Origin of the sequence: Pseudomonas sp. NBRC 100443, from assembly GCF_030268185.1 — a bacterium.
Classification (GTDB): Bacteria; Pseudomonadota; Gammaproteobacteria; order Pseudomonadales; family Pseudomonadaceae; genus Pseudomonas; species Pseudomonas citronellolis.
Map to the genome: position 1 here is coordinate 53,322 of NZ_BSQE01000017.1, position 15,921 is coordinate 69,242.

Here is a 15,921-nt window from a genome sequence, read left to right on the forward strand (position 1 = left end):
ATCGTCCTGGAGGATTGTGTCAGTGGCTGCCCGAGTGCCCGAAACCGCCGGCGCCACGCTGGCTTTCGTCGAAGCTGTCGACCAGCTCGAAATGCGCCTGCACCACCGGCACCAGCACCAGCTGGGCGATGCGCTCGCCGATGGCGATGGTGAAGGGGGTGTTGCCGCGGTTCCAGCAGGAGACCATCAGCTCGCCCTGGTAGTCCGAGTCGATCAGCCCGACCAGGTTGCCCAGCACCACGCCGTGCTTGTGGCCAAGGCCGGAGCGCGGCAGCACCAGCGCGGCCAGGCCCGGGTCGGCGATGTGGATGGACAGGCCGGTGGGGATCAGCAGCGTCTGGCCGGGTTCGAGGACGGTGTCCTGCTTGAGCATGGCGCGCAGGTCCAGGCCGGCGGAACCGGGGGTGGCGTACTGCGGCAGGGGGAATTCGGCGCCCAGGCGCGGGTCGAGGATCTTGGCTTGCAGGGAATGCATCGGGTTCTCAGTGTCGTTTCAGGCGGTCGGCGATGAAGGCGATCAGCTGGCGGGCGATCTTGCCCTTGCTGGTCTGGGCGAAGGCAGTTTCGTGCAATTCGCGGTCGATCACGGTGATCGCGTTCTCTTCGCTGTTGAAACCGATCGAGGGGTTGGCCACGTCGTTGGCCACGATCAGGTCGAGGTTCTTGTCCTTGAGCTTGCGCGAGGCGTACTCCAGCAGGTTCTCGGTCTCCGCGGCGAAGCCCACGCTGAACGGCCGGTCGGCGCGCTGGGCGAGGGTGGCGAGGATATCCGGGTTGCGCACCAGCTGCAGCAGCAGGCCGTCGCCCGTGGTCGGGTCCTTCTTCAGTTTCTGCGTGGCGACCAGCTCGGGGCGGTAGTCGGCCACCGCGGCGGCGGCGATCAGCAGGTCGGCCGGCATCGCGGCTTCGCAGGCGGCGAGCATGTCGCGGGCGCTGACCACGTCGACGCGGCTCACCCGGTCGGGCGTCGGCAGGTGCACCGGGCCGGTCACCAGGGTCACCCGCGCGCCGGCTTCGGCGGCGGCCTCGGCCAGGGCGAAGCCCATCCTCCCGGAGCTGTGGTTGGTGATGTAGCGCACCGGGTCGATGTTTTCCTGGGTCGGGCCGGCGGTGATCAGCACGTGCTGGCCGGTCAGCGAGAGGAACTGGAAGCAGTCGGCGGCGCGCTGGGCCAGCTCCTCGGCCTCGAGCATGCGCCCGGGTCCGACGTCGCCGCAGGCCTGGCTGCCGGCGGCCGGGCCGAAGAAGTGCAGGCCGCGGCCGCGCAGCAGTTCGGCATTGGCCTGGGTGGCCGGGTCGCGCCACATGGACTGGTTCATCGCCGGGGCCAGGGCGACCTGGGCATCGGTGGCCAGCACCAGGGTGGTCAGCAGGTCGTTGGCCACGCCCTGGGCCAGGCGCGCCATGACGTCGGCGGTGGCCGGGGCGATCAGCACCAGGTCGGCCCAGCGGGCCAGCTCGATGTGGCCCATGGCCGCTTCGGCGGCGGGGTCGAGCAGGTCCAGGTGCACCGGGTGGCCGGACAGCGCCTGGAGCGTCAGCGGGGTGATGAACTCACGGCCGCCCTGGGTCATCACCACGCGGACTTCCGCGCCCTGGTCGCGCAGGCGGCGGACCAGTTCGGCGCTCTTGTAGGCCGCAATACCGCCGCCCACGCCGAGGACGATGCGTTTTCGATAGAGCCGCTGCATAGGCCCGCCTTATCTTCGGAATTGGATGACGCGCGTCAGGGCCGGAGACGCCTCCCCAGGCCTCCGGTCGCGCGAAAGGGACGGGCTAAGATAGCACAGCGCCCGCCCCGGCACAGCGGGCGGCTCGACAGGGAGGTTGCATGAGCATTCGTCACTGGCCCGCGGCAGAACGCCCGCGGGAAAAACTCCTCGAGCGCGGCGCGGCGAGCCTCAGCGACGCCGAGCTGCTGGCCATCTTCCTGCGCACCGGCGTGGTCGGCTGCAGCGCGGTGGAGCTGGCGCGGCGTCTGCTCCATGAGTTCGGCAGCCTGCGCGCGCTGCTGGAGGCGGACCAGGCCAGCTTCAGCAGCCACCTGGGCCTGGGCCGCGCCAAGTACGCCCAGCTGCAGGCGGTGCTGGAGATGGCCCGCCGCCACCTGGCCGAGCAGCTGCGCCGCGATTCCGCCCTGGAGAGCCCGCAGGCGGTGCGCGACTTCCTCAAGGCGCGGCTGCGCCACGAGGCCCACGAGGTGTTCGCCTGCCTGTTCCTCGACGGCCGCCACCGTGTCCTGGCCTTCGAGGTGCTGTTCCACGGCTCCATCGACAGCGCCAGCGTCTACCCGCGCCAGGTGGTCAAGCGCGCCCTGGCGCACAACGCCGCGGCGCTGATCCTCAGTCACAACCATCCCTCGGGCATCACCGAGCCGAGCCAGGCCGACCGCAGGCTGACGCAGCGCCTGAAGGACGCCCTGGCGCTGGTGGACGTGCGCGTGCTCGACCACTTCATCGTCGGCGACGGCGAGCCGCTGTCGATGGCGGAGATGGGTTGGGTGTGAGGCTCGCCGTGGGGCCGGTATCGCGCCGGCCCCACGTTGAACGGCGCCTCAGAGGCTGACCTTGGAGAAATCCTGGCGGCCGAACGGGTTCACGGCGTAGCCCTTGACCTCCTTGCGCAGCAGCACCGAGGCCGTGGGGTGCGCCAGCGGCAGCCACAGGGCCTGGTCGTGGATCAGCTGCTGGGCGTCGTGGTAGAGCGCGCTGCGCTTGTCCTGCTCGCTCAGCGCCTTGCCCTGGCTGATCAGGCCGTCCAGCTTCGGGTCGCAGAAGCGCGCGAAGTTCAGCCCGGACTTCACGCTGGCGCAGGAGAATTGCGGGGTAAGGAAGTTGTCCGGGTCGCCGTTGTCGCCGGCCCAGCCCATGAACAGCAGGTCGTGCTCGCCGGCCTTGGCGCGGCGGATCAGTTCGCCCCACTCGATCACGCGGATCCCGGCCTGGATGCCGACCTTGGCCAGGTCGGCCTGCAGCAGCTGCGCGCCCAGGCTCGGGTTGGGGTTGAGCAGGCTGCCGCTGGGGCGCGTCCAGATGGTGGTCTTGAAGCCGTCCTTCAGGCCGGCCTTTTCCAGCAGTGCCTTGGCCTGGGCGGGGTCGTGGGGGTAGCCGGGGATGTCCTTGGCATAGCTCCAGGTGTTCGGCGGGTAGACGCCCTCGGCGGCAGTGGCGCTGCCTTCGAACACCGACTTCAGGTAGGTCTGGCGGTCGAAGGCGAGGTTGATCGCCTGGCGCACCTCGGGCTTGTCCAGCGGCGGGTGCTGGCTGTTCAGGGCGACGAAGGCGGTCATGAACGCCGGCGTCTGCTCGATGCGCAGGGCCGGGTCCCTGGCCGCGGCCTCGATGTCCAGCGGCTTGGGCGACAGGGCGATCTGGCATTCGCCGCGCTTGAGGCGCTGCAGGCGCACGTTGGCGTCTGGGGTGATGGCGAACAGCAGGTTGTCCACCGCCGGCTTGCCGGCGAAGTAGTCCGGGTTGGCGGTGTAGCGGATCTGCGCGTCCTTCTGGAAGCGCTTGAAGACGAAGGGGCCGCTGCCGATGGGCTGGGCGTTGAGCTTCTCCGGGGTGCCGGCCTTCATCAGCTGGTCGGCGTACTCGGCGGAATAGATGGAGGCGAAGCCCATGCTGAGCATGGGCAGGAAGGTGGCGTCGGGGTGGCTCAGGGTGAAGCGCACCTGGTGCTCGTCGACCTTCTCCACGGCTTTTATCAGGGCCGGCAGCTGCAGCGACTGGGCGTGGGGGAAGCCGCTCTGCGCCACCTTGTGCCAGGGGTTGGCGGGGTCGAGCATGCGCCGGAAGCTGAACAGCACGTCGTCGGCGCCCAGTTCGCGGCTGGGGCTGAAATAGTCGGTGTGGTGGAACTTCACCCCGCCGCGCAGCTTGAAGTCGTAGGTCAGGCCGTCGGCGGAGACCGTCCAGCTCTCGGCCAGGCTCGGCACCACCTTGCCCTGCGCCGCGTCGAACTCCACCAGGCGGTTCATCAGCACGTCAGCCGAGGCGTTGGTGGTGGTCAGGGCATTGAACTGCACGACGTCGAAGCCGTCGGGGCTGGCCTCGGTGCAGACACTGAGGGTGCTGGCGCCGGCCAGGGCGGGGGCCAGCAGCAGGGCGAGTGGAAGCAGACGCATGACGGACTCCGGAAATGGTGGGAAAATGCCCGTCCCGTGGGCTGGGCGCAGTCATGCAAGGCCGTTGTCGGCCTTGAACCGGCTACCCTAGACCAAGCCGCGGCGGGCGACAACGGTGAAAGTCGACGAACGGCAAGGGCGCCGGGCCGCGGCCGCGCTGCGCCGGCATGTGGATAAGCCGCTTGCTCCCTTGCGGCACTAAGCGGCTTTCTGATATAAAGCTGCGCTCTTTTCTGGGGCCCTGCCCCGTCGACTCGGAATCGAGTGGCGGTCGGGCAGGTAAGACCCGGGTGGAAACCAAGTATCAACGAGTTCAAGCAGCCAACCCATGCCGGGTTTGGCATGTGGTTTATAGAGGGCTGAGCCATGTCGAGAGTTTGCCAAGTGACCGGTAAGGGTCCGGTTACCGGGAACAACATTTCCCACGCACACAACAAAACCCGCCGCCGTTTCCTGCCGAACCTGCAGCACCACCGTTTCTGGGTTGAGTCCGAGAAGCGCTTCGTACGCCTGCGCGTTTCCGCCAAGGGCATGCGTATCATCGACAAGCGTGGCATCGAGGCCGTCCTGAACGACCTGCGCGCCCGCGGCGAAAAATTCTAAGGAGCTGCAATCATGCGTGAACTGATCCGTCTGGTGTCCAGCGCCGGTACCGGCCACTTCTACACTACCGACAAGAACAAGCGCACCAAGCCTGAGAAGATCGAGATCAAGAAGTTCGATCCGGTCGTTCGCAAGCACGTGATCTACAAGGAAGCCAAGATCAAGTAATTGATCCCGGCCCTTGCGAAGAAACCCGCCGATTGGCGGGTTTTTTCATGTCTGCGCGGCGGGGCTGGTGGGGCCGTTCGTGCCACCGGGGCGTCCGGCGTGGCCGGCGAATCCCATCGCGGACGAAGCCCGCCTACCGCATGAGCGAGCGTGGCTTTTCGTAGGATGGCGTTGAGCGGAGCGATACCCATCAGCGCAACCGCATGGGTTTCGCAAGCTCAACCCATCCTACGAAAAACGCCTCGGCGCAGACAGTTGCTCCTACGCCCGTGCAACGCCATTGGCGTTATCCGCCCTGCAATGACAGGGCAGCCCCCAACAAAACAAAAACGCCGCTTTGGAGAAAGCGGCGTTTTTTCGTCAAACAGCTATCAAGCCTTCTGTTCGAAGATCACATAGACCTTGCGGCAAGGCTCCAGCACCTCCCAGGTGCCCTTGAAGCCGGCCGGGATGACGAAGCGGTCGCCGGTGCGCACGGTCTTGGCGCCGCCGTCGGCGTCGCGGATCACCGACACGCCCTGGAGGATCTCGCAGTATTCGTGCTCGGTGTAGTTGATGGTCCAGTGGCCGACCGCGCCTTCCCAGATGCCGACGTTGAACTGGCCGCAGGGGCTGGCGTAGTGGTTGCGCACGCTTTGCTCGGGATCGCCCTTGAGGACCTTCTCCGGCGCCGGGCGGTAGTGCTCGGCGGCGGTGCCGGCCTGGGCGAAGTCGACGATCTGCTCGATGTTCATGCTGACTCTCGTTTTATTGTGGGTTGTACGAGTGCTCCGCCACTGCGGGGGGGCCCGGACGGAGGCGGAATCGATCGAGTCTATGTTTAATAAAACGAACGTGACAAGGCGTTTTGGCGCCAAAGTGTCAAAAATATTGAAAATTCGCCCATCCCGGTTTAGGGTGGCGGACAGCGTGGCCCTCGCGCCGCCTTGCAGAATTTCTGACAGCGCGCCCATCCCCGGGGCGCCGGGACTTCGATAAGTAATTCAATAAGAGGACAAGTTGTCATGAGTACCCTCACTCGCGCCGACTGGGAAGCTCGCGCCCAGAACCTGAAGATCGAAGGCCGCGCCTTCGTCGACGGCCAGTACGTCGATGCCGCCGACGGCGCCACCTTCGACTGCATCAGCCCGGTGGATGGCCGCTTCCTGGCCAAGGTCGCCAGCTGCGACGCCGCCGACGCCGAGCGCGCCGTGCAGGTTGCCCGTGCCGCCTTCGAGTCCGGCGTGTGGTCGCGCCAGGCGCCGGCCAAGCGCAAGAAGGTCATGATCCGCTTCGCCGAGCTGATGATGCAGCACGCCGAAGAACTGGCACTGCTGGAAACCCTGGACATGGGCAAGCCGATCAGCGACGCGCTGAACATCGACGTCGCCAGCGCCGCCAACAGCATCCGCTGGAATGCCGAAGCCATCGACAAGGTCTACGACGAAGTCGCCGCCACCCCGCATGATCAGCTGGGCCTGGTCACCCGCGAAGCCGTGGGCGTGGTCGCCGCCATCGTGCCATGGAACTTCCCCCTGCTGATGTCCTGCTGGAAGCTCGGCCCGGCCCTGGCCACCGGCAACTCGGTGATCCTCAAACCGTCCGAGAAGTCGCCGCTGACCGCCATCCGCGTCGCCCAGCTGGCCGTCGAGGCCGGCATCCCGAAAGGCGTGCTGAACATCCTGCCGGGCTTCGGCCACACCGTGGGCAAGGCCCTGGCCCTGCACATGGACGTCGACACCCTGGTGTTCACCGGCTCGACCAAGATCGCCAAGCAGCTGATGGTCTACGCCGGCGAGTCGAACATGAAGCGCGTATGGCTGGAAGCCGGCGGCAAGAGCCCGAACATCGTCTTCGCCGACGCGCCTGACCTGAAGGCCGCCGCCGAATCCGCCGCCAGCGCCATCGCCTTCAACCAGGGCGAAGTGTGCACCGCCGGTTCCCGCCTGCTGGTGGAGAAATCCATCAAGGCCGAGTTCCTGCCGCTGGTGGTCGAAGCGCTGAAGGCCTGGAAGCCGGGCAACCCGCTGGACCCGGAAACCAACGTCGGCGCGCTGGTCGACACCACCCAGATGAACAACGTGCTGAGCTACATCCAGGCCGGCCACGACGACGGCGCCAAGCTGGTGGCCGGCGGCAAGCGCACCCTGGAAGAGACCGGCGGCACCTACGTCGAGCCGACCATCTTCGACGGCGTGACCAACGCCATGCGCATCGCCCGCGAGGAAATCTTCGGGCCGGTGCTGTCGGTGATCGAGTTCGAGGACGCCGAGGAAGCCGTGCGCATCGCCAACGACACCCCGTACGGCCTGGCCGCCGCGGTCTGGACCAGCAACCTGTCCAAGGCCCACCTGATCGGCAGGGCCCTGCGCGCCGGCAGCGTGTGGATCAACCAGTACGACGGCGGCGACATGACCGCGCCCTTCGGTGGCTTCAAGCAGTCGGGCAACGGCCGCGACAAGTCGCTGCACGCCTTCGACAAGTACACCGAGCTGAAGGCTACCTGGATCAAGCTGTAACAACGTTCGGCGGGGCTGCGCGTCGGCCATGCTGCGTTGTGATCGGATTCGGCCTGCTCATTTACTGGCGTAAACTGCGCGTCCGAATCCGATCACGCCTTGCCTGGCTCTAGCTCGCGCCCTCCGTGGCGAAGTCCAGAGTCAAAAGGCTTGCTAGGTCGGCCCCCTCGCCGGGGCGGCTCTGACAAAGAGCCATACCCGCGGCCGGGTTTCCCTTGGGGAGCCCGGCCGCTTTGCATTGCGCGCCGGGCTCGGCCTCTGGCTCGGAGTGCGCTCCGGATGGAACGGGAGAACGACAATGCGTTGGGGTGCCTATTTCGCTGTCTGCCTGTCGGTCATCAGCATCGGCCTGGCCCTCGGCCTGACCATGCCCCTGGTGTCCTTGCGCCTGGAAAGTTGGGGCTACGGCAGCTTCGCCATCGGCGTGATGGCCGCCACGCCGGCTGCCGGCGTGCTGCTCGGCGCGCTCATCTCCGGGCGCCTGGCCGCCCGCCTGGGCACGCCGCGGCTGATGCGCTGGTGCCTGCTCAGCGGGGCCTTTTCCGTCGGCCTGCTGGCGCTGCTGCAGAACTACCCGGTGTGGCTGGTGCTGCGCCTGCTGATCGGCGTGCAACTGACCGTGGTGTTCATCCTCGGCGAGAGCTGGATCAACCAGCTGGCCGTGGAGAAATGGCGCGGCCGCCTGGTGGCCCTGTACGGCACCGGCTATGCGCTGAGCCAACTGTCCGGCCCGGTGCTGCTGACCTTCATCGGCACCGCCGACGACCGCGGCTTCTGGCTGGGCGTCGGCCTGCTGGTGTGCGGTTCGCTGCTGCTCGTCGGTCGCGGCGGCGCGCCCAGGGTGGACCCGCACAGCGCCTCGGGGCGCGGCCTGTTCGCCTTCTGCGCCAAGCTGCCGGCCATCGCCTGGGCGGTGGTGCTGTTCGCCGGTTTCGAGGCGATGATCCTCACCCTGCTGCCGGTCTACGGCGTGCGCCAAGGCTTCACCCAGGCGGTGGCGCTGACCATGGTCACGGTGGTGGTGGTGGGCGACGCGCTGCTGCAGCTGCCCATCGGCTGGCTGGCCGACCGGGTGTCGCGGCAGACGCTGTTCAAGGGCTGCGGCATCGTCCTGCTGCTGAGCAGCCTGGGCATCCCGCCGCTGCTGCACGGGCCGGCGATCTGGCCGGTGCTGGTGCTGTTCGGCGCGAGCGCCGGGGGGCTCTTTACCCTGTCGCTGATCCTCATCGGCGAGCGCTACCGCGACGATGCGCTGGTCCGCGCCAACGCGCACATCGCCCAGCTGTGGGGCATCGGCTGCCTGATCGGACCGCTGACCACCGGCGCGGTCAGCCAGTGGGTGAGCGGCCATGCGCTGCCGCTGATGATGGCCCTGGGCGCCTTCGGTTTCGTCGTGCTGGTATGGCGCAAGGGCTTGCCGCCGGTGGAACTGGAGGGCGATGAGCTGCCGGAAGCGAGCGGGCGCTGAGGCCTGCTGCTCTTCGTAGGATGGGTTGAGCTTGCGATACCCATGCGGCCGCGGTGATGGGTATCGCTGCGCTCAACGCCATCCTACGGGGCGACTCCTGCCACGTAGCGGGACTCCGTCCGCGATGGGCCGAGCCCACGCACGGTGATCGCGGATAACGCCTATAACATTCTCTCCAGCCCGATGGCGCCGGCTATCCAGGCGTTGAAGCGGCGCCACAGGCTGCCCGGCTCGTGGTGCAGCACGTGCGGATGGCCGTCGCGCTCGTCGACCCAGGTCAGCCGCGGGCGGCTGCCGCTGCGGTCGATGCGCACCTGGTAGCTGACGCTGGGCGACATCCCGGCCAGCGCCAGCTTGCGCGTCTGCTCCGCCAGTTCCGGGCTGTCGACGATGATGCCGACCTCGGTATTCCAGATGATCGAGCGCGGGTCGAAGTTGAAGGAGCCGATGAACACCTGGCGCCGGTCGAAGACGATCGCCTTGCTGTGCAGGCTGGCGCTGCTGGAGCCGCGCACCGTCCAGGGCGCGCCGGCCAGGCGCTGGTCCGGCTGGGCGCGCAGTTCGTGGAGCTGCACGCCGTGCTCCAGCAGGGCCATGCGGTAGGGCGCATAGCCGGCGTGCACGGCGGGCACGTCGGTGGCTTCCAGGGAGTTGGTCAGCAGGCGCACGCTGACGCCGTTGTCGGCGCGGCCGGTGAGGTAGGTGACGCCGCTGTCGGTGGGCACGAAGTAGGCCGAGACCAGGATCAGTTCCTTCGACACCTGGCGGAACAGCGGTTCGAGCTGGGTGCTCAGCTGTTGCTGCGGGCGGCTCTGGCCGCCGTCCAGGACCTTCAGCGGGTCGTCCCAGATGGCGCGGCCCGGGGCCCAGACCAGGTCGTCGAGCCAGCTGTCCAGGTTCGACGAGGCGCCGCGCAGGTGCAGGCGCTGCAGGTAGGCGGAGTGGCGCACCCGGCTCTTCTCCAGGTAGCTGTCCAGGCCGCGCCGGGCGCGTTCGAGGTCGGCGCGCTCGGGCTTGCCCCACAGGTAGTCCTCGATGGGGCGGCTGATGGCGCTGTTCCAGTACTGGTCGAAGCTCTGTCCCAGCTCCTTGGCCACCGGGCCGACGCCGAGCAGGTCGAGGTCGCTGAAGTTCATTTCCGCCTTGGCGCCGAAGTACTCGTCGCCCAGGTTGCGCCCGCCGACGATGGCCACGCTGTTGTCGGCCAGCCACAGCTTGTTGTGCATGCGCCGGTGCTGCTCGGCGAGGTTGAACAGGCGCCCGAGGTTGCGCGTGATGCCGGTGCTGCGGCCCAGGTGCAGCGGGTTGAACAGGCGCACCTGGATGTTCGGGTGGGCGGCCAGCACGCCGATCTCGTAATCCCAGCCGTCGCTGCTGGTGTCGTCGATCAGCACGCGCACGCGCACGCCGCGGTCGGCGGCCTTGAGCAGCTCGTGGATGAGCGCGCGGGTGGTGAGGCCGTCGTGGACTATGTAGTACTGGATGTCCAGGCTGCGCTGGGCGGCGCGGATCAGCTCGGCGCGGGCGAGGAAGGCGTCGCTGCTGGAGGCCAGCAGGCGGAAGCCGGAGGCGCCGGGGTGCGCCGCCGCGCGCTGCTGCACGGCGTCGCCGAGGGCCGTGCCGCCCGGCGACAGGGCGTGCGAGGGCGTGGGCAGGGGAACGCTGGCGCAGCCGCCGAGCAGCAGCAGCGCCAGCCACAGGAAGCGTGGTAGCAAGCGGGAATCTCCAGGCCGCCCGCCGTAGCGGGACTGCGGAGATTCTAGCCGCTCAGCGCCTCCTTGAAGCGATACCAGGCCATGCCCAGCGCCAGCAGCGGCGAGCGCAGCAGCTTGCCGCCGGGGAAGGTGATGTGCGGGACCTTGGCGAACAGCTCGAAACCGCTGCCCTGCTGCCCGGCGATGGCCTCGGCGAGCAGCTTGCCGGCCAGGTGGGTGGCGTTCACCCCGTGGCCGGAATAGGCCTGGGCGAAGTACACGTTGGGCTGGCCGGGCAGGCGGCCGATCTGCGGCAGGCGGTTGGCGCCGATGCCGATCATGCCGCCCCACTGGTAGTCGATGCGCACGTCGGCCAGGTGCGGGAACACCTTGAGCATCTTCGGCCGCATGTAGGCGGCGATGTCCGCCGGGTCGCGCCCGGAATAGTGGCAGGCGCCGCCGAACAGCAGGCGGTTGTCGGCGGAGAGGCGGTAGTAGTCCAGGGCCACGCGCTGGTCGCACACCGCCATGTTCTGCGGCAGCAGCTCGTGGGCGAGGTCCGCCGGCAGCGGCTCGGTGGCGATGACGTAGCTGCCGGCCGGCAGCACCTTGCCGTCGAGGTAGTTGTTCAGGCCGTTCTGGTAGGCGTTGCAGCCGATCACCAGTGTCTTGGCGCGCACGCTGCCCTTGGCGGTGCGCACCCGCACTTCGGCGCCGTAGTCGATGTGGGTGACCTGCGAATCCTCGAACAGGCGCACGCCCAGGGACTGCGCCGCAGCCGCCTCGCCCAGGGCCAGGTTGAGCGGGTGCAGGTGGCCCGAGCCCATGTCCACCATGCCGCCGACGTAGCAGTCGGCGCCGACGATGCTGCGCATTTCCGCCTGCGGGACCAGGCGCAGCTCGTGGGTGTAGCCCAGGCTCTTGAGCTCCTCGTAGTCCTCGCGGAAGCCCTCGACGTCCGAGGCCTTGTTGGCCAGGTCGCAGTAGCCCCAGGTCAGGTCGCAGTCGATGCCGTACTTCTCCACGCGCTGGCGCACGATCTGCACGGCCTCAAGGCCCATCAGCTTGAGCTGGCGCACGCCGTCCTTGCCGATCACCGGCTCGAACTGCTCGACGCCATGGCCGACGCCGCGGATCAGTTGGCCGCCGTTGCGCCCGCTGGCGCCCCAGCCGATCTTGCGGGCCTCCAGCAGGACCACCGAGAAGCCGCGCTCGGCCAGTTCTATCGCGGTGTTCAGCCCGGAGAAGCCGCCGCCGATGATGCACACGTCGGCCACTTCCTCGCCGGCCAGGGGAGGGCACTGGATGCGACGGTTGAGGGTCGCGGCGTAGTAGGAAGGGGCGTGCTGGTCGGTGTGCACCGGGAGGCGAACGCGGGCGTTCATGTGCGATATCCTGATTATTGTGTTGTTAAAATTTTACGCAGGATAAACGCCGGCTTCCCGCCACGCCAAGGGGGGAAGCCGTAAAAACTCGACAAGCTGTTGCGATCAGTCGGGAATCGGCAGGGTCAGGCTCTCCTTGACCTCTTCCATCACGATGTAGCTCTTCGACTCGCGCACGTGGGGCAGCTTCAGCAGGATGTCGCCCAGCAGCTTGCGGTAGGAGGCCATTTCCGAGATGCGCGCCTTCACCAGGTAGTCGAAGTGGCCGGACACCAGGTGGCACTCCAGCACGTGGGGCAGCTTGAGCACGGCGCGGCGGAAGTCCTCGAAGGTGTCGCCGGACTTGTAGTCCAGGCTGATCTCGACGAACACCAGCAGGCTGGCCTTGAGGTACTGCGGGTTCAGCCGGGCGTTGTAGCCCATGATGATGCCTTCGCGCTCCAGGCGCCGCACCCGCTCGGTGCAGGGGGTGGTGGAGAGGCCGACGCGCTCGCCCAGCTCGGTGAAGGAAATGCGCCCTTCTTCCTGGAGGATGCGCAGGATGTTGCGGTCGATCTTGTCCAGTTCGCGGCGGCTTTGGTGCTGGGTTCTCATGGAGGCTGCTCGGGGGCGGTGCTTATGGTTGGTGATTGTCGCCAAATATAGACGTTAAGCCAGTGGATATCACTGCCCCTTGATCTTCTGCGGGCACGCCGCCAGCCTGTTCCCAGGTCCGCGCCGGATGCGCGGGCCTTCCACTTCGCCGCCGGAGCCTGGCATGCGCTCGACCCGTACCCGAATCCTGCTGTTGCTGGCGTTGCTCATCGCGCTGCTCGCCGTCTGGGCGGGGCAGGCCTGGCAGCGGCTGCTCGCGGAGCAGGGCATCGCCGGCCTGAACTGGCAGGGGCCGGGCATTTCATTGGACGGTCTGACACTGCAACGGCTGGCCGTAACGCGGGAAAAGTCCGCTTCGCGCCTGGAAATCCAGGCCGATCAGCTGCGCCTGGGCTGGCCGCGGCGCATCGACGGGCGCTGGCGCCTGGGTGGCCTGGAGCTACAGCGCTTACGCGTGGGTTCCTGGCCCGCCGCCGCGACGACGGAAGAAGAGGCGGGGGAGTGGCCGACGCCCGACCAGGTGGGCCTGTGGCTCGGCCTGCTGCCGCAGCGGGCCGTCCTGCAGCGCGCCGAGTTCGAACTGCCCTGCGCCGGGCAGCAGCGCTGCACCCTGGTCGGCAGCCTGCACTGGCAGCAGCTGCCCGGCAACGCCGCGTCCCTGGCCGCCGAACTGCAGCAGGGCGCTCAGCGCCTGGCCCTCGACGGCACCCTGCACCCGGAACAGGACGCCTGGCGGCTGGCATTGAAGGCCGATCTGGATGGCGAACGCCTGGCCGACCTCGACGCCAGCTGGGCGCCAGCCGAGCGCCACTGGCGCGGCAGCCTGGCCAGCCCTGGAGTGCCACCGCTGGACGCCGTGCGCGCCTGGCTGGCGCCCTGGTTGCCGACGCCGACCCTGCCGGTCTCCCTACCCGAGGCCGGGCGCCTGCGCCTGAGCTGGGACAGCACCCTCGGCGGCGATGGCCCCTGGCCGGACTGGCCCGCACTGCGCGACAGCCAGGGCGAACTGGAGCTGGCCATGCAATTGCCGCAGCCCTGGCCGCTACCGGGCCTGGGCACCTTGCAGGGCGACCTGCAACTGCAGGCGGCCGCGACCGCGCCGGGGCAGTGGCGGCCGCGGGTGTTGGACGGCGACCTCTACCTGGCCGACCTTTACGGCGACTGGCTGCAGGCGCTACCGGTGGGCCTGCGCCCGGCCAACCTGCGCCTGGGCCTGCAACCCGACGACAGCGCCCCCGGCGCGGTACGCCTGGACCTGCGCGGCAAGGGCGCCAGCGACCTGCGCCTGCAAGGTGTGCTGGCGCTGGTGGAGGGCGAAGCCTTGTCGCTGGCCCTGAGTCAGGCCCGCTTGCAAGCCCAGGTAGCGGACCTGCAACTGCCCGGCCTGCGCCTGGGCAAGGCGGCGCTCGACCTGCCGCTGGACGGCGAGATTGGCCAGGCCGCGGCCAGCCTGCGCCTGGGCAAGGGCGCCAAGCTGAACCTGGGCAGCCTGGCCGGGCCCCAGGGGCTGAAGGCCGCCAAGCTCGGCGCGACGGCGGACAAGGCCAGCCTGGCGCTGGGCTACGCCGCCGGCCAGCCCTTCAGCCTGGGCTTCGACGGCGCCGTGCAACTGTCGGCCGGCGAGCTGCGCCAGGCGCACCTCAAGCCGCTCGCCTGGAGCTACCAGGGCCAGCTCGGCGCCGGCCTGGCGCAGCAGCAGCTCAAGGGCCGGCTGCAGAATAGCGGTGGCCTGGCCGCCGACGTCGAGTTGCGCCACCAGGCCGACGGCAGCCTGGAGCTGACGGCGCAACTGCCGGAATTCTTCCTGCGCAGCGGCAACCCGCTGGCGGCCAGCCTGGCCGACTGGCCGGCGCTGCTCAGCCTGAACAACGGCCGCCTGCAGGCCCGCGCGCAGTGGCGCCTGCCACCGGGGCAGGGCGCCCAGCAGCTGGACCTGACGCTGAACGGCCGGGGCCTGGAAGGCGTCTACGACCGCAGCGAGATCCACGGCCTGGACGGCGAGGCGAAGCTGCAACTGCGCGGCTCGCAACTGACGCTGCAGTTGCCCGGCCTGCGCGTGGAACAGCTCAACCCCGGCGTGCTGCTCGGGCCCCTGCAGTTCCAGGGTGGCTACAGCGCCGGCCTGGACCAGCCGCTGGCCGGCCGCCTGGACTGGCGCCAGGCCGAGCTGAAGCTGTTCGGCGGCCGCGCCTGGCTGGACGCCGGCACGCTGCAACTGGCCCGCGAAAACCCCGCGCAGAGCCTGCACCTGCAAGGCGTGCTGCTGGAGGAAATCCTCAAGGCCTATCCCGCCGAGGGCCTGGCCGGCAACGGCATTCTCGACGGTGAGCTGCCGCTGCTGCTCGGCCCGGGCGGGCTGCGCATCCAGGGCGGCCAGGTCGCCGCGCGGCAGCCGGGCACCCTGCAGTTCCGCTCGGAGAAGATCCGCGCCCTCGGCCAGAGCAACCCGGCCATGCAGCTGGTGGCGACCATGCTCGACGACTTCCGCTACGAGCGCCTGGCCAGCCGCGTGGATTATGCTGAGGGCGGCCGCCTGCTCCTGGCCCTGGCCATCAGCGGCCGCAACCCGGCGCTGGAGCAGGGGCGGCCGGTGAACCTCAACGTCAACCTGGAGGAGAACATCCCGGACCTGCTGACCAGCCTGCAGCTGAGCGACCGGGTCAGCGACACCATCCGCAAGCGCGTGCAGGAACGCCTGCGCAACCAGCCACCTGCCGCGCCCTGATCGCAAGGAGAACACCGCATGCGCCCATGCGCACTCATCGCCGTCCTGGCCCTGCTCGGGCTCAGCCAGGGCTGTACGCCGACGGTACAGCTGGCGGCGCCCAAGGAGCCGATCAACATCAACCTCAACGTGAAGATCGAGCACGAGATCTACATCAAGGTCGACAAGGCCCTGGATGGCATCATCAACGAGAACAGCGGTCTGTTCTGAGGAGCTTCTAGATGACACTGCGCAGCAAACTCGGCGTCGCCCTGCTGGCCCTTTGCGTCAGCCTGCCGGCCCTGGCCATGAGCCTGGAGCAGGCCATGTCGGCCCTGGGCGGGGCCAAGGCCCAGGGCCTGGTCGGCGAGCAGCCCGACGGCTACCTCGGGGTGGTCAGCAACAGCGGCCAGGCGGCGGACATCGCCGCCCAGATCAACGCCGCGCGCCGCGCCGAGTACCAGAAGGTGGCCGGCCAGAGCGGCGCCAAGCTCGGCGACGTGGAAGCCCTGGCCGGCAAGAAGGCCATGGACCGCACCCCGTCCGGGCAATACATCCAGCTCAATGGCAAGTGGGTGCGCAAGTAAGGGGATTTCCCTGGCGCCGCCTGTCGGGCGGCGCCTGCGACCTGCCGTCGCGGCAGCGCTTATTCCTGTCGGCCCCGGCTCTGGCGGGAGTAAA

The 15,921-nt window shown here is 68.6% G+C and carries 15 protein-coding genes; 8 read left to right on the top strand and 7 right to left on the bottom strand.

The window, feature by feature from the left end:
* Window positions 1-19 precede the first annotated feature (19 nt).
* Both dut and coaBC read right to left on the bottom strand, forming a co-directional pair.
* Entirely contained in the window at window positions 20-475 is a 456-nt protein-coding gene (gene dut / locus QSJ95_RS21315) for a dUTP diphosphatase (protein WP_285645138.1), read from the bottom strand.
* Between the two features lie 7 nt (window positions 476-482).
* Window positions 483-1,691 carry a bifunctional phosphopantothenoylcysteine decarboxylase/phosphopantothenate--cysteine ligase CoaBC gene (gene coaBC / locus QSJ95_RS21320; RefSeq protein ID WP_285645140.1) on the bottom strand — a complete coding sequence of 403 codons (1,209 nt, stop codon included), beginning with the start codon at window positions 1,689-1,691 and terminating at the stop codon, window positions 483-485.
* A 140-nt stretch (window positions 1,692-1,831) separates the two neighbouring features.
* On the opposite strand from coaBC, the gene radC reads away from it, so the two are divergent.
* Window positions 1,832-2,506, top strand: coding sequence for a RadC family protein (gene radC, locus QSJ95_RS21325; RefSeq protein ID WP_009614120.1), 675 nt, complete (start codon window positions 1,832-1,834; stop codon window positions 2,504-2,506).
* A 48-nt stretch (window positions 2,507-2,554) separates the two neighbouring features.
* Here the strand turns inward: radC and QSJ95_RS21330 are convergent, their stop codons facing one another.
* On the bottom strand, window positions 2,555-4,126 hold the full coding sequence (locus QSJ95_RS21330; RefSeq protein WP_285645141.1) for an ABC transporter substrate-binding protein: 1,572 nt from the start codon (window positions 4,124-4,126) through the stop codon (window positions 2,555-2,557).
* A 366-nt stretch (window positions 4,127-4,492) separates the two neighbouring features.
* Between QSJ95_RS21330 and rpmB the strand changes: the two genes are divergently transcribed.
* Together rpmB and rpmG are read left to right on the top strand one after the other, a co-directional pair.
* Entirely contained in the window at window positions 4,493-4,729 is a 237-nt protein-coding gene (rpmB, locus tag QSJ95_RS21335) for a 50S ribosomal protein L28 (RefSeq protein ID WP_009614118.1), read from the top strand.
* A gap of 12 nt (window positions 4,730-4,741) precedes the next feature.
* Window positions 4,742-4,897: a 50S ribosomal protein L33 gene (rpmG, locus tag QSJ95_RS21340; RefSeq protein WP_009614117.1), complete on the top strand. Its 156-nt coding sequence runs from the start codon at window positions 4,742-4,744 to the stop codon at window positions 4,895-4,897.
* Window positions 4,898-5,268: 371 nt separating this feature from the next.
* Here the strand turns inward: rpmG and QSJ95_RS21345 are convergent, their stop codons facing one another.
* Window positions 5,269-5,631 (bottom strand): cupin domain-containing protein, encoded by a 363-nt coding sequence (locus QSJ95_RS21345; protein ID WP_009614116.1) that lies wholly within the window; start codon window positions 5,629-5,631, stop codon window positions 5,269-5,271.
* Between the two features lie 270 nt (window positions 5,632-5,901).
* On the opposite strand from QSJ95_RS21345, the gene QSJ95_RS21350 reads away from it, so the two are divergent.
* On the top strand, window positions 5,902-7,395 hold the full coding sequence (locus tag QSJ95_RS21350) for an aldehyde dehydrogenase (RefSeq protein WP_009614115.1): 1,494 nt from the start codon (window positions 5,902-5,904) through the stop codon (window positions 7,393-7,395).
* A 298-nt stretch (window positions 7,396-7,693) separates the two neighbouring features.
* The gene (locus QSJ95_RS21355) at window positions 7,694-8,863 is read left to right on the top strand and encodes an MFS transporter (protein ID WP_009614113.1); all 1,170 of its coding nucleotides are present in this window, start codon (window positions 7,694-7,696) and stop codon (window positions 8,861-8,863) included.
* A gap of 161 nt (window positions 8,864-9,024) precedes the next feature.
* On the opposite strand, the gene QSJ95_RS21360 is transcribed toward QSJ95_RS21355, so the two are convergent.
* From QSJ95_RS21360 to dadR, 3 genes are all read right to left on the bottom strand, one after another.
* Window positions 9,025-10,578: a phospholipase D family protein gene (locus QSJ95_RS21360; RefSeq protein ID WP_285645155.1), complete on the bottom strand. Its 1,554-nt coding sequence runs from the start codon at window positions 10,576-10,578 to the stop codon at window positions 9,025-9,027.
* 44 nt (window positions 10,579-10,622) lie between these two features.
* A complete protein-coding gene (locus tag QSJ95_RS21365) occupies window positions 10,623-11,942 on the bottom strand; it encodes an NAD(P)/FAD-dependent oxidoreductase (RefSeq protein WP_061563102.1) in 1,320 nt (439 codons plus the stop codon).
* Window positions 11,943-12,047: 105 nt separating this feature from the next.
* Window positions 12,048-12,536, bottom strand: coding sequence for a transcriptional regulator DadR (gene dadR / locus QSJ95_RS21370; protein ID WP_009614106.1), 489 nt, complete (start codon window positions 12,534-12,536; stop codon window positions 12,048-12,050).
* A 163-nt stretch (window positions 12,537-12,699) separates the two neighbouring features.
* On the opposite strand from dadR, the gene QSJ95_RS21375 reads away from it, so the two are divergent.
* From QSJ95_RS21375 to QSJ95_RS21385, 3 genes are read left to right on the top strand one after another with little or no spacing between them, the layout of a single operon-like run.
* Entirely contained in the window at window positions 12,700-15,261 is a 2,562-nt protein-coding gene (locus QSJ95_RS21375; protein ID WP_285645159.1) for an intermembrane phospholipid transport YdbH family protein, read from the top strand.
* An 18-nt stretch (window positions 15,262-15,279) separates the two neighbouring features.
* Complete coding sequence (locus QSJ95_RS21380; protein ID WP_009614103.1) at window positions 15,280-15,471, top strand: YnbE family lipoprotein; 192 nt, start codon at window positions 15,280-15,282, stop codon at window positions 15,469-15,471.
* A gap of 11 nt (window positions 15,472-15,482) precedes the next feature.
* Window positions 15,483-15,827 carry a YdbL family probable chaperone protein gene (locus tag QSJ95_RS21385; protein ID WP_009614101.1) on the top strand — a complete coding sequence of 115 codons (345 nt, stop codon included), beginning with the start codon at window positions 15,483-15,485 and terminating at the stop codon, window positions 15,825-15,827.
* The last annotated feature ends 94 nt before the right edge of the window (window positions 15,828-15,921 follow it).